Source organism: Parafannyhessea umbonata, from assembly GCF_900111255.1.
Taxonomy (GTDB): Bacteria; Actinomycetota; Coriobacteriia; order Coriobacteriales; family Atopobiaceae; genus Olsenella_J; species Olsenella_J umbonata_A.
Genome location: NZ_FOGP01000003.1, coordinates 80,918 through 94,283, shown reverse-complemented (window position 1 = coordinate 94,283; position 13,366 = coordinate 80,918). Strand labels below are relative to the sequence as shown.

General features: G+C 64.0%; 8 protein-coding genes. 2 read left to right on the top strand and 6 right to left on the bottom strand.

Going from position 1 to position 13,366, the window contains the following annotated elements:
* Positions 1 to 4: 4 nt before the first annotated feature.
* The 3 genes from BMY31_RS04810 to BMY31_RS04800 form a co-directional block, all read right to left on the bottom strand.
* On the bottom strand, positions 5 to 1,102 hold the full coding sequence (locus BMY31_RS04810) for a GGDEF domain-containing protein (RefSeq protein WP_143802938.1): 1,098 nt from the start codon (positions 1,100 to 1,102) through the stop codon (positions 5 to 7).
* A gap of 166 nt (positions 1,103 to 1,268) precedes the next feature.
* Positions 1,269 to 2,930 carry a putative manganese-dependent inorganic diphosphatase gene (locus BMY31_RS04805; protein ID WP_091008835.1) on the bottom strand — a complete coding sequence of 554 codons (1,662 nt, stop codon included), beginning with the start codon at positions 2,928 to 2,930 and terminating at the stop codon, positions 1,269 to 1,271.
* Between the two features lie 263 nt (positions 2,931 to 3,193).
* Positions 3,194 to 4,207 carry an asparaginase gene (locus tag BMY31_RS04800; protein ID WP_091009010.1) on the bottom strand — a complete coding sequence of 338 codons (1,014 nt, stop codon included), beginning with the start codon at positions 4,205 to 4,207 and terminating at the stop codon, positions 3,194 to 3,196.
* A 281-nt stretch (positions 4,208 to 4,488) separates the two neighbouring features.
* Here BMY31_RS04800 and ettA point away from each other — a divergent pair, with 281 nt between their 5' ends.
* Positions 4,489 to 6,168 carry an energy-dependent translational throttle protein EttA gene (gene ettA / locus BMY31_RS04795; protein ID WP_078687554.1) on the top strand — a complete coding sequence of 560 codons (1,680 nt, stop codon included), beginning with the start codon at positions 4,489 to 4,491 and terminating at the stop codon, positions 6,166 to 6,168.
* Here ettA and BMY31_RS04790 read toward each other — a convergent pair.
* Positions 6,165 to 8,156 (bottom strand): HAD-IC family P-type ATPase, encoded by a 1,992-nt coding sequence (locus tag BMY31_RS04790; RefSeq protein WP_091008833.1) that lies wholly within the window; start codon positions 8,154 to 8,156, stop codon positions 6,165 to 6,167. The two genes, ettA and BMY31_RS04790, sit on opposite strands and share 4 nt — an antisense overlap.
* Positions 8,157 to 8,642: 486 nt before the next feature.
* On the bottom strand, positions 8,643 to 10,643 hold the full coding sequence (locus BMY31_RS04785) for a heavy metal translocating P-type ATPase (protein WP_078687555.1): 2,001 nt from the start codon (positions 10,641 to 10,643) through the stop codon (positions 8,643 to 8,645).
* A gap of 324 nt (positions 10,644 to 10,967) precedes the next feature.
* On the opposite strand from BMY31_RS04785, the gene BMY31_RS04780 reads away from it, so the two are divergent.
* A complete protein-coding gene (locus BMY31_RS04780) occupies positions 10,968 to 12,584 on the top strand; it encodes a DUF438 domain-containing protein (RefSeq protein ID WP_091008831.1) in 1,617 nt (538 codons plus the stop codon).
* Positions 12,585 to 12,711: 127 nt separating this feature from the next.
* Here the strand turns inward: BMY31_RS04780 and BMY31_RS04775 are convergent, their stop codons facing one another.
* Entirely contained in the window at positions 12,712 to 13,347 is a 636-nt protein-coding gene (locus tag BMY31_RS04775; RefSeq protein WP_091008827.1) for a TetR/AcrR family transcriptional regulator, read from the bottom strand.
* Positions 13,348 to 13,366 lie beyond the last annotated feature (19 nt).

Genomic DNA, 13,366 nt, shown 5'->3' with positions numbered 1-13,366 from the left:
CGTCCTAGTCGCCAGAGCGATTGCGCTTGGCAAGGTAGAGCTGGGCGTCGGCCCCGTCGATCATCGTGCGAAGGTCGCTCGCGTTGTCGGGCGTCCCGTGGACGAGCCCGTGGCTGCAGACGATCTTCTCGTCCACGCCACTCATCGAGAGGTCCGTCACGCTCTTCTCCCAGTGCTGGACCTGTTCGCGGATGTCGGAAACGTCGCCTCCCTCGATTGGGATGATGATCAGGAACTCGTCTCCGCCGTAGCGGAAGGTCATGCCGTTGGCGAAGGTGCCGGCGAGTTCCTTGGCCACGGCGCGGATGATCTCGTCTCCCTTGCGGTGACCGTAGCTGTCGTTGTAGTGCTTGAAGTGGTCGATGTCGACCATGATGACGCAGAGCTCGCGACCCACGAACGAGGGGAAGTGGTTGCGTAGCGCGACGCGGTTCAGGGTCTCCGTGAGCTCGTCGTGCGTGGAGGAGTGGAAGAGCGACTTGTTGAGCGACTCGATCTCTTGGCGCTGCTCCGACTCGCTGGCCTGGGCGCGGTAGCGCGCGATCGACCCAAGGATGACGATGGTCGCAAAGATGGCGTAATTGATGGAGTTGATGTCGCTTGCCCCGTTGATTGCGAGCAGCACCAGGTAGAGGCAGGCGAAGGCGCCTCCGGTAAGCAGAAGTGAGATGACCGGAGGGGAGCTGATGAAACAGGCGAAGCAGAACTGGACGGTGTAGAAGGTGAGCATCTGGTCGCCCGTCATGTAGTGGCGAAGCGACACGTTGATGCCCCAAGCGCTTGCCAAAAGGAAGGTGGCGACCAAGAGGACGGACGCGGCCGTGGCATTGATGCGCTTGGGACGAAGGACCCTTCCGGCGGCGAAGAGGTCTATCGCGCTCATCACGATCATGATGCCGACGCTGTAGAACCCCGCGGGCGCTACGTTGAGCGTGTCCCTCATGCCGAGGGCAATCGCGAGGGTGACGACCTCGATAGCCAGGACGATGCCTGCCATGGTCCTCAGGTTCCGTACGTTGATGCGGCTGATGTCGGCGTGCACCTCAGGCTCGAGCCTTAGGCACAACCACCAGGAGAGCTTTTCTTTAAGGAGATCGAGCACGGCCCACCTCAATCGTTGGCGCGCGCCGAGGTGGTGCGCGTGAGCGTGACATACGGAGAGCTTGAGTTCATTCTACCCCCTCGCTACTCACATATGCGAAGGGGCGAAGACCAAACGGCCTTCGCCCCTGTCGGACGTGCTCTATCTCAACGTGAACGCGGGGAGACTAGCCCTCGTCCATGTCCTGCAGAGTCGCCATCAGTGGCGGAATGACCTGTTTCTTGCGGCTGACGACGCCAGGCAGCGTGGCGATGTCGCTCTCGGGAGTGACGTTGAAGGTGCGCGAGACAATCTGCTCGGTGTTCTCGCCCCAGTACATCATCTCGGTGGTCTGGCTCTTCACGTCAGTGAACATGTAGAAGACCATCGGGATGTCGTTGGCCGCGGCGGCGTCCTTGAGGTAGGGGCCGACCAGAGCCTCGGCGGCCTTGCGGCTGTTCTCGGTCATGAAGCTTGCCTGGCCCACGCCAAAGCGCGCGTGGCCACGCGAGAAGACCTTGAAGTCAGAGTTGAAGACCTCGTCGGCGGTGCGGCCGGTGAGGTCGGCGCCCGCGTCAAACATGGCATCGGCGTACTCGTCGACGTTGACGCCGGCGATCTCGGCCAGCTTCTCGCCCACGATCTTGTCCCTGGGAGTGCAGGTGGGGGAGCGGAACGCCAGCGTGTCGGAGAGGATTGCGGAGAGCATGATGCCCGCGATGTTCTTGGGAATATCGACGCCGTTCTCCTCGAAGAGGCCGTAGATGATCGTGGCCGTGCAGCCCACGGGCATGTTGCGGAAGTACGCGGGGGCGGAGGTCTCGATGGAGCCGATGCGGTGGTGGTCGATGATCTCCATGATCTCGGCGCGCTCAAGGCCGTCTACCGCCTGGCTGCGCTCGTTGTGGTCGACCAGGATGACGTGCTTCTTGTTGACGTTGAGCATGTCGGGCGAGCTGACGACGCCGATGTACTTGCCGTCCTCGTCCATCACGGGGAAGAAGCGGTGCTGCGAGGAGGCCATGACCTTCTGCGCGTCGTCGACCGAGGTGTTGACCGAGAAGTGCAGGACGTTTTCCTTGCCGAGCATCTTGGCGCGCACGGGAATCGCCATCGAGATGAGGCGAGCGGCGGCGTAGGTGTCGTACGGGGTGGTGATGACGGTGCAGCCCTTCTCGCGGGCGGCCTCGACGACGATGCTCGAGACGCCTGCACCGTTGCAGATGATCAGGCAGCTCGCGCCGGCCTCGACCGCGAAGCGCTGGGTCTCGTAGCGATTGGTGACCAGGACGACGTCGCCCTTCTCGACGAAGCCCTCCATCATCTCGGGCGTGGTACCCACGCGGATCTTGCCCGTGGTGACGACGCCGTCGGGGTTTCCGGAGACGAGCTCGCCCTGGAGGGTTGAGACGATGTTGGAGAGGTGCGTGCGGGAGCTGGAGAGGACCTCGGAGTCGAAGATGTCCATGTTCGCGTTGGCGATGTCCCTCACGGTGATGAGGCCCTCGAGGTCGTTGTCCTCGTCGGTGATGATGAGGGTGCCCGTCTTGAGGTCGCGCATGAGGTTCCATGCGGTGATGAGGCTGGTCTCACGGCTGATGCCCTGCTGGCGCGAGATCTGGATGTCCTTGATCTGCGGGGCGACGCTCGTGATCAGCTCGGGCTCGTCGAAGCCGAAGCTCTTGAGCGCGAAGGCGGTCTCGCGGTTGATTGCGCCGGCGCGACGCGGCTCGAACTCGATGTCGCTGATCTGGTTCTTGAGATACGCATAGGCGATTGCGGAGCAGATGCTGTCCGTGTCAGGGTGCAGGTGGCCGATGACATTAACCTTGCGGATGGCCTCAGGCATGGGAACTCCCTCTGGTAGACGTTCGTGCGGGTAGGTATGCGATGCGCTTGCGTGTTCCGTACCGCGCGGTGAGCATCGGTCCTTGGGCCCCAGACGCCGTGGCGACCGAGTGTCCCAAGTGTGACCATATTTGCACAATACCTGCGCCTTTACCACTCACGTGCCATATTGGGAAGTGCGTTTCAGCACGTCATGGGTAATGTTAGGGCTGCTTGACAAAACATCACCACATATGTGGCGCGCACAAGGCGCCCGAGGCGATGCTATCGAGGGGCCCTGTCGTGGTTGATGGGCGTGTAGAAGAGCTCGCTCAGCTCGTCGGGGTCGCTCGTCTGGCCCAGGACCCACATGGTCTTGGCAACCAGCGCCTCGGTGGTCATGTCGTCGCCCCTCAGGATGCCACGGTGCTGAGCGTAGGCGCGGCCGACCTCGTACACACCCAGGTCGAGGCCCTCCTCTGAGACCTGGGTGGTCATAACGATGCTTCGTCCCGAGTCCACCCAGTCGAAGATGGCGCGCTCGAAGGACGCCCCCTCGTACTCGGGGACGCCTCCGATGCCGAAGGTCTCGAGGATGACCGCGTCGTAGTGGGGCTTGAGAAGGGCGAAGACCTCGGGCGTGAGGCCGGGCGTGAGCTTCAGCACGATGACGCGCTCGTTGAGAGACGAGTACGTCTTGGGACGTGGCAGGTCCTTCTCGCCCGCGTCGAGGTCGGCGTGTCCCGCGGTGGCGACGGGGATGCCCGTGATCGACATGCCCATGGCGCTGTCGCGCACGATGCGGTCGTTGCGGATGACGGCGGGCAGCGGGTAGTTGACGCTGGTGAAGGCGTTGAAGCTCATGGTGCGCTGCTTGTGGGCGCGCGTTCCCACGATGACGCAGCCGCCGAAGACGATGGAGACGTCGTGGCTCAAAGGGTCCGTCGCGTAGAGAAGAGACTGGTACAGGTTGAGGCGCGCGTCGGTGAAGGGCGCGGCCATGGGCTGCTGCGAGCCGGTGAGCACGATGGGCTTGCGGCTGCCCTGGATGAGGTAGGAGAGCGCGGCGGCGGTGTAGGCCATGGTGTCGGTACCGTGGAGGATCACGAACCCGTCGTAGTCGTCGTAGCTGCGCTCCACCTCTTCCGCGATGCGCAGCCAGTCGGCGGGGCGCATGTTGGTGCTGTCGATGTTCATGGGCTGCACTACGTTCACGTCGCACAGGCCGCGGATCTCGGGCACGTAGGCAGCGAGCTCCTTGCCGGAGAGGGCGGGGGCGAGCCCAGAGTCCTCGGGCATCGAGGCGATGGTCCCTCCGGTTGCTATCAGCAGGATGTTCTTGCTCACGGTTGCTCCTTGCTATTCCGCAAAAAGGCGGCGTTCGTGTTCGTGCGTTGGAGATTATAGGGCCTCTTGCTTCCTCGCCGCACGACGCGGCGGTGCCGTGTTGCGCGGGGCTGGCCAGACGGTCGCGCGCGATACTCGTGCTTATATCGCGGAGCACTTGCCCCGCACGTCGGCGCCCACGAAAATGGGAAAACGTAAGCGCCACAACGACGCAAAAAAGGAGCTTCCGACTAATGGCTGAGTTCATTTATCAGATGTACCAGGTCCGTAAGGCCCACGGCGACAAGGTCGTGCTGGACGACGTGACCATGGGATTCTACCCCGGCGCCAAGATTGGCGTCGTCGGCCCTAACGGCATGGGCAAGTCCACCCTGCTTAAGATCATGGCCGGAATTGAGGACATCTCCAACGGCGAGGCCCGCCTTGCCCCCGGCTACTCCGTGGGCATGCTCATGCAGGAGCCCCCTCTCGACGAGACGAAGACGGTCAAGGAGAACATCGAGATGGCGTTCGGTGATCTTCTGGCCAAGATCGAGCGCTTCAACAAAATCGGCGAGGAGATGGGCGAGCCCGGCGCGGACTTCGATGCCCTCATGGCCGAGATGGGCGAGCTGCAGAACGAGATCGACGCGGCCAACGGCTGGGACCTGGACAGCCAGCTCTCTCAGGCGATGGACGCCCTCCAGTGCCCCGACCCCGACGCGGACGTGACCCACCTCTCGGGTGGCGAGCGCCGTCGCGTGGCCCTGTGCAGGCTGCTGCTCGAGGCCCCCGACCTTCTTCTCCTGGACGAGCCCACCAACCACCTGGACGCGGAGTCCGTCCTGTGGCTCGAGCAGTTCCTCAAGAACTACCAGGGCGCCGTTCTGGCGGTCACGCACGACCGCTACTTCCTGGACAACGTCGCCGAGTGGATCTGCGAGGTCGACCGCGGCACGCTCTACCCGTATGAGGGCAACTACTCGACCTACCTCGAGACCAAGGCCAAGCGCCTCGAGATGGAGTCCAAGCAGAACGCCAAGCGCGCCAAGAAGATGAAGTCCGAGCTCGAGTGGGTCCGCAGCTCTCAGAAGGCGCGCCAGGCGAAGAGCAAGGCCCGCCTTGCTGCCTACGAGGAGATGGAGGCCCAGGCCTCTCGTGTGGAGAAGGTCGACTACACCGACATCCACATTCCCGTGGGCCCGCGGCTGGGCAACAAGGTCCTCGAGGCCGACCACCTGCACAAGGCCTTCGGCGACCGCGTCCTGATCGACGACCTCTCGTTCAGCCTGCCGCGCAACGGCATCGTCGGCGTCATCGGCCCCAACGGCGTGGGCAAGTCGACTCTGTTCAAGATGATCGTTGGGCAGGAGCCCGTCAGCTCCGGCTCCATCGAGCTGGGCGAGTCGGTCAAGCTCTCCTACGTCGACCAAGGCCGCGAGGGCCTCGACGCCCAGAAGAACGTCTGGGAGGTCGTCTCGGACGGCAACGACTACATCATGGTCGGCAAGCAGGAGATCCCCAGCCGCGCCTACGTGAGCGCCTTCGGCTTCAAGGGCACCGACCAGCAGAAGCGCGCCGGCGTCCTTTCCGGCGGCGAGCGCAACCGCCTGAACCTGGCCCTCACCCTTAAGCAGGGCGGCAACCTGCTGCTTCTGGACGAGCCCACCAACGACCTCGACACCGAGACCCTCGAGGCGCTGGAGGAGGCCCTCCTGGAGTTTCCCGGCTGCTGCGTCATCACGAGCCATGATCGCTGGTTCATGGACCGCATCTGCACCCACATCCTCGCGTGGGAGGGCACCGACGAGAACCCCGGCGCCTGGAAGTGGTTCGAGGGCAACTTCGAGGACTACCAGAAGGACCGCGTCGCCCGCCTGGGTGCGGACGCGGCCCGTCCACATCGCATCCACCGCAAGCTGACGCGCGACTAGGTCGGCTCGGGGGATAGCTCGCTCGAAATGAAGGAGGAGCCGGGGCGCGTGCCCCGGCTCCTTTTGCGTGCGGCCGCCCTGCGAGAGGGCGCGTCCCGCGATGCGCCCTTTGTCCTACAGCAGGCTGTCGTGCTTTCTCTGTCGTGCTTTCTCACGTAGGCCACCCGTGCCAGAAGGACGGTCGTGACGAAGCCCGCGACCACGGCCGCAAGCACCGCAAGGCCTCCCGCGGGAATCGCGTGGAGCTCGAGCGACGAGGCCAGGGGAGAGAACGGGAGCGTGACCGCGACGAGCGCGCCTGCCGTCTGCATGAGGGCCAGGGGGAGGGCCGGCCGGCTCTCGACGAGGGGCTTGCGCTCCGTGCGCAGCAGCTGCACCAGAAGCGTCTGGGTCAGCATGCTCTCGATGAACCATCCTGCCTGGAAGGTGCCGACGAACACTGCCCTTCCAGCATCCGAGAGGGTGCCCCAGGACCCTCCTGCCACTGCGGGGCGGATGAGGAAGAACAGCAGCGCGAAGGTCGCGATGTCGAAGACCGAGCTCTGGGGCCCAAAGAGCAGCATGAACGACTTGATGGACTTCACGTCCCAGCGCCTCGGCGCGCGGATCGACTCGTCGTCCACGCGATCCCAGGGGATTGCCGTGCAGCCGAGGCCGTAGATGAGGTTGAGCAGCAGCACCTGCACGGCGGTCATGGGAAGGAAGGGGAGAAGCGCCGCGGCCACGAGCATCGAGAGGATGTTTCCGAAGTTGGAGCTGACGGTCAGCTTCACGTACTTGATCATGTTCGCGTACGTCCTGCGTCCGCACTCGATGCCGCGCTCGAGCACCATAAGGTCCTTCTCGCCGTCGACGTTGAGATGGCGCTCCAGGACAATGCGGTCCTCGGTCAGAGTGCCCGTCTTGTCGCAGCACAGCACGTTGATCGAGCCCAGGTCCTGGATGGCGTCGAGGCGCTTCACGATGACGTGGTCGCGCGAAAGGTCGACCGCGCCCTTGCCCAGGCAGCAGGTGACGAGCATCGGGAGCATCTCGGGGGTGAGCCCGACGGCGACGGAGAGGGAGTAGATAAGGGCGTCCACCCATTCCCCCTTGGTGATGCCGGACGTGATGAAGACGATGGGCACCATGGTCGCCATCAGCCTCACAAGGAGCCTGCTCACCGAGGAGATGCCCTCGCCGAACGAGGTCTTGCGTGGCGTGCTGGCGAGCGAGCCCGCAATCTCGCCGATTATGGTGTTGGCGCCCGTTGCCACCACGACGCCACGGCCGTGGCCCGAGATGACGGTCGACCCGGCGAGCACGAGGTCGTCAAGGCCGATGACGGGGCACTTCTCGCCCGCGTCGGAAAGGAAGGGCAGCTTCTCGATGGAGTCGGACTCGCCGGTGAGCGACGCCTGGCTGACGAAGAGGTCGCGAGCCGAGAAGATGCGCATGTCGGCGTGGGCGACGCATCCGGAGGAGAGGCGGATGACATCGCCGACCACGATCTGCTCAACGGCCGTCTCGTTGCCGCCGTCCCCGTCGCGCTCGACGTTTGCGCACGGCTCGATCATCTTGGCGAGCGATGCTGCGGCAACGGTGCTGCGCTCGGATTGCGCGAACCTGAGGAGACCGGACGCGAGAATCATGAACGAGATGATGGCCGGGGTGGTGACGCTCCCGTCTCCCGGCTGGGCGAACACCCAGTCGGTCAGCACGGACACGCCGGCAATGAACACGAGGATGTAGGTGAAGGGGTCCGCGAACGAGGCAAGGAGTCTGAGCGACGCGGGCTTGCTGTCGGGTGACGACACGGCGTTGCCGCCATAGAGCTCGCGGGCGCTGTCGACCTGAGATGAGTCGAGGCCCTCGGCAGAGCTGTTGAGCTCGACGAAGAGCTCGTCGATGGGGCAGACCGCGGCATGACGCAGCCACTGGTCCTGGGCGTTCGGACGGTTCTTGCCCGCGCTTGCGGGGGTCTTCTGGATGAGGGTGCGAAGCGTCATGCGCCTCCTCTTTTCCCGGGATGGGAAGTGCCTGTTGGCACCAGCGGAGCGCACTACATGCGGCCGCGCCTACGGCGGCGAGAGCCAGCCTAGGCGAGGCGGGCGCCTCCATCCCGATGGGCGGCGCCCCTCCATGTGCAGTTCTGACGTGATGAGTTGCGACTGTGACTGTGACTGTGACTCGGCCCGTCTGGCATGGGGGCACCTCCTTCGGTTGGGGCAAATGCTGGCTGCTCTCCTGCGAGAGCGTGATGACTGACCGAGGGTATGACAATGAGGAAAGACTGTCGACGCCGCTCGTCCCAAAGGGCCAAAACAAGGCATCTGGGTGCGAGGTGAATGCAAAAGACGCCATTTTAACAGGCGCTATATTAAAAAGGGGACCATGTCGGTTCGTGTGCATAGTGGGGAGAAACGAGGGAGGCGGGCCGACCGCTTGGGTCGACCCGCCTCCCATTTTTGTGTGAGCCTGTCGTGCGCGCCTGGCTACCTGAGCGCGCGTGTTGCGTTGAGCACACAGATTACCATGACGCCCACGTCGCCGAAGACCGCGAGCCACATGGGCGCGAGCCCCAGGGCCGCAAGGGCCAGGATGGCAACCTTCACCCCGATGGCGAACACAATGTTCTGGCGCGCGATGGCCAGGGTCCGGCGCGCGATGCGGATGGCAACGGCAATCTTGGAGGGCTTGTCGTCCATCAGCACGACGTCCGCGGCCTCGATGGCGGCGTCGGAACCCATGGCGCCCATGGCGATGCCGATGTCGGCGCGCGCGAGGACGGGCGCGTCGTTGATGCCGTCGCCCACGAAGGCGAGTGCTTCCCCCTTGCTCCTTGCGCCGAGCAGTGCCTCGACGCTTGCGACCTTGTCCTGGGGCAGCAGGTTGGCGTGGTGCTCGTCGATCTTGAGCTCGGATGCCACCTGGCGGGCGACGTCCTCGCGATCGCCGGTGAGCATGACCGTCTTGCGGACGCCCGTCGCGTGCAGGTCCTCGATGGCCTGGGGTGAGTCGGGCTTGACGATGTCCTCGATGTGGACGTGGCCCGCATATGCGCCGTCGATTGCCACGTGGATGATCGTCCCACCCGCCTCATGGCAGGCTTGGGGCGTGGTGCCCATGCGCTTCATGAGCCTGGCGTTGCCGACGGCGATGCTCCTTCCGCCGACGCGGGCGACGACGCCCTCGCCTGCAATCTCCTGAACGTCAGACACGCTGCAGCCACAGTCGTCGATGGCGTGGGCCTCGCGCAGGGCGGTCGCGATGGGGTGCGTGGAGTTCGCCTCGACGTGGGCTGCTAGGTGAAGCAGTTCGTCGTCGGTCAGGCCCGAGCTGTGGACGACGGCGACCTTGAAGACGCCCTGGGTGAGTGTGCCGGTCTTGTCGAACACGACGGTACTCGCGTTGGCGAGCGCCTCCATGTAGTTGGAGCCCTTGATTAGGATGCCGTGGCGGGAGGCGCCGCCGATTCCGCCGAAGAAGGTGAGGGGAACCGAGAGCACGAGCGCGCATGGGCAGCTGACGACCAGGAAGGTGAGGGCGCGCAGCAGCCAGGTGGCAAAGTTGGCGCCGAAGTCTCCGGTTGCCAGGGGAGGGAGAAGTGCGACGGCAATGGCCAGGAAGACGACGATTGGGGTGTAGACGCGCGCGAATCGCGTGATGAACGCCTCGGACTTCGACTTGCTGCCGCTGGCGTTCTCGACCAGGTCGAGGATCTTCGAGGCCGTGGAGTCGCCGAACTCCTTGGATACGCGAATGCGAAGCACGCCCGAGAGGTTGATGCAGCCCGAGATGGCGTCGCTGCCGACGCTGACGTCACGCGGGGCGGACTCGCCCGTGAGCTCGACGGTGTTCAGGCTCGAGCGACCCTCGATGACGCGCCCATCCAGAGGGATGCGCTCGCCAGGGCGGACGACGATGACGTCGCCGGGATGCACGTCGTCGGGATGCATGCTGACGACCTTGCCGTCACGCTCGAGGTTCGCCGAGTCGGGGCGGATGTCCATAAGCTCGCCGATGGACTTCCTGCTCCTGTCCTCCGCGATGCCCTCGAACAGCTCTCCCACCTGGAAGAACAGCATGACGAAGACGGCCTCGGCGAACATCGGCTTGCCGCCGGGGACGAACCCGATCAGCAGGGCGCCCACAGTCGCCAGGGCCATGAGGAAGTCCTCGTCAAAGGGGTGACCTTCCGCGATGTTTTCGACGGCCTCCGCCAGCGTCTCTCGCCCGACGACGAGGTAGCTGGGCAGGAAGATGACAAGCTGCGCCCAGAGCGGCACCTCGATCAGCCTTTGCGCGGCGATCGCCACGACGAGAAGGACGGCAGAAAGCGCAATCCTGCGCTTGAGGACGCTCGGGTCCTCGTCGTCCTCGTCCTCGTCGACCTCCGGACGAGAGCCGCAGCACTTCTCGTCTGCGTCCTGGTCGTGCCCGTGGTGGCTGTGGGAATGGCTGTGCCCATGGTCATGGCAGTGCTTGCAGGCCATCTTCTCCTCCTAACGTGAAGATATGAGCAATCATTCATACTTATGGCTCCGTATGCTACGCCATAAAACCTCTGTGGTCAACAGATATTATTAGGATATGAGCATTCACTCATAATTACATGTGGTATCGGGAAAGGGTGACTTATCGTCCCTGACCGGGCTTCGACTTCCGCATGTGGCCGCCCTGGGCACCGTTGCGCTGCGGGTGAGGCTTCCGGCCTTCTTGGTCGAGTCATTATGGTGTTGCTTCGGCAACAAACCCTAGTAGTTTACCGACATATACTTTCACCCAGCCGAAGCGTGCCCCGAACAGAAGGAGTGAGCATGAACGACAGGGCTATCAGCGTGGACGAGTCTATCTTCGACGTCTGCACTTCCCATCCCGAGGTTGTGGACATCATGGCGGGACTGGGCTTCAACGAGATAACACGCCCGGGGCGTCTTGCGACTGTTGGGCGCTTCATGACTCTCGCCAAGGGCTGCCGCCACAAGGGCATCACGCTCGATGCGGTGGTGGATGCCCTTATGCAATCCGGATTCGAGGTCGAGGGCAGGGGCGTGCGCGGCGCCGGCGTGGTCGCCTCTGCATGCGAGGGAAAGCCTCGCGGGCGTTCCGTTGCCAAGAGCCCTGAGGAGCGAATGAGGCTGCTTCAGGATCTGCTCGAGCGCCTGGGCTCGGGTGAGGTCGTCGAGGACGTGCAAGAGGACTTCCGCCGGAACTTCAAGGACGTCTCGGGTGGGGAGATCGCGGCTGCCGAGCAGGCGCTCATCCGTGGCGGCGTCCCCGTAAGGGAAGTCCAGCGCCTCTGCGACGTGCACGCGACCCTCTTCGAGGGGGCCGTCTCGTGCGCCGGCCACAAGGGCAACCCCGAGGACGCTCCCGGCCACCCCGTCCGCGTCCTGCGCGACGAGAACGAGAGGATACAGGCCTTTGTAGACGCGCGCGTCAGGCCTCACGCTCAGGCCGTACGGGCGCTCTTCGAGGCGGACCCGCAGGGCAGCGATGCCTCTCTTGCCCGCGAGCTTTCCGAGGACGTGCGGGACTTTGGCCAGGTCTTCTCTCACTACAGGCGCAAGGAGGAGCTGATATTCCCTCACCTTGAGCGGCATGGGGTGGACGGCCCGTCCAAGGTCATGTGGGGGAAGGATGACGAGGTTCGCGACTTCGTTTCGGTCGCCCGCTCGCTGGTCGAGGTTGCCCTGGGAGAGCCAAACGCCCGCAACCTGCGCGCCGTGGCAACCGAGCTTGCCGATGCGGCGGACCAGGCGGAGGCCATGGTCTCCAAGGAGGAAAACGTCCTGATGCCAATTGCGCTTGAGACCCTGACGGCCACCGAGTGGACGCAGATTGCCGATGAGTCGGGCGAGGAGGGCTACTGCTTCATCGACGAGCCCGTCTCTTGGAAAGCGAATCCTCTTGATCTTGCCAACGACCAGCTGCGCGCCATGAGTGCCTCTGTGGAAGCCGGTGCGGCGAAGGGCGTCGAGGCCTCCAACGGGCGATTTGCGGGCGGCCGCGTCCACCTCTCCACGGGCTCGTTCGCACCCGACGAGCTCGAGGCGGTCTTCGCAGCTATTCCCCTGGACATAACCTTCGTCGACAAGGATGACAAGACGTGCTTCTTCAGCCACGGCGACGGCAGGTTCTTCCCACGTCCCAAGAGCTGTCTGGGCCGTGACGTCTACGACTGCCACCCTCCCAAGAGCCAGGCCATGGTCCATCGGGTGCTCGACGACTTCAGGAGCGGCGAGCGAGACTCCTTTGACTTCTGGATCCACCGCGGCGACAACTTCCTCTACATCCGATACTTTGCGGTGCGCGATGGCGAGGGAAGCTACCTGGGCGCACTCGAGGTGACGCAGGACATCGCGCCCATCCAGAGGCTCGGGGGAGAGAATCGGCGCGGTGCGGACGAGAGACGTGCGGCCCCGCGCTCATAGGCGCCGCGGCACGGGACGCTCCTGGCGCTTGCAACGTCATCGGGGCAAAAAGAGGGAGCCGGCCGACCCAATGGGTCTGTCGGCTCCGTCTGCGCCTCGTGTAGTGCGCTCGTCCTTCTTGGCGAGGCTAGATTCTCGCTCCAATCTTCTGATCCATGGGAAGGTGAAGCGTGGTGATGATGATGTCCCTCAGGGTCTCGTCGGGGATGTTGGGGTTGTGGCGAATGACCGCGACCATGCCGACCAGGACGGTGTAGAAGGTCTCGTAGGGGTGCTGGTACACCCGCGAGGTCGCGATGCTGCCCAGCTCGGAGTTGATGTCCACGAAGTAGTGGGCGACCGCCGAGCAGGCCTGAAGGAAGTAGTGCTGGTACAGAACGGCGTTCTGCTTCTTGAGGAGGTCCTGCTTGAAGCCCTCCATCTCGTTCAGCTGCGTGTGGAGCAGGGAGACCAGACTGTCGACGTACTCGTCCATGGTCATGTCGGGGGTGAGCGACTTGTGCCACTGGTCGGTGCGCTCCACGACGTCGCGCACGTATCCCTGCAGGATGGCCTTGGTAACCTCGTCCTTGTTCGAGAAGTAGTGATAGAAGAGGGTGCGGGTGATCCCCAGTGCCTCCGTGATGTCGCTGACGCTGGTGTGCTCGATGCCCTTCTCGGTATAGAGGGCGCGGGCCGTCTCGATGATCTTTTCACAGCGCATCTGTTTTCGCGAGGCAGAGCCGACGCGGCGGGCGTTCTTGGTGATAACTTTGACGGTCAAGGTAACTCCCCAAAACGAT

What these genes read in the sequence shown, in the direction of transcription:
- BMY31_RS04805 (WP_091008835.1), bottom strand. Translation starts at nt 2,930, where the DNA reads ATGCCTGAGGCCATCCGCAAGGTTAATGTCATCGGCCACCTGCACCCT.
- BMY31_RS04800 (WP_091009010.1), bottom strand. Translation starts at nt 4,207, where the DNA reads ATGCCCGAGGACTCTGGGCTCGCCCCCGCCCTCTCCGGCAAGGAGCTC.
- ettA (WP_078687554.1), top strand. Translation starts at nt 4,489, where the DNA reads ATGGCTGAGTTCATTTATCAGATGTACCAGGTCCGTAAGGCCCACGGC.
- BMY31_RS04790 (WP_091008833.1), bottom strand. Translation starts at nt 8,156, where the DNA reads ATGACGCTTCGCACCCTCATCCAGAAGACCCCCGCAAGCGCGGGCAAG.
- BMY31_RS04785 (WP_078687555.1), bottom strand. Translation starts at nt 10,643, where the DNA reads ATGGCCTGCAAGCACTGCCATGACCATGGGCACAGCCATTCCCACAGC.
- BMY31_RS04780 (WP_091008831.1), top strand. Translation starts at nt 10,968, where the DNA reads ATGAACGACAGGGCTATCAGCGTGGACGAGTCTATCTTCGACGTCTGC.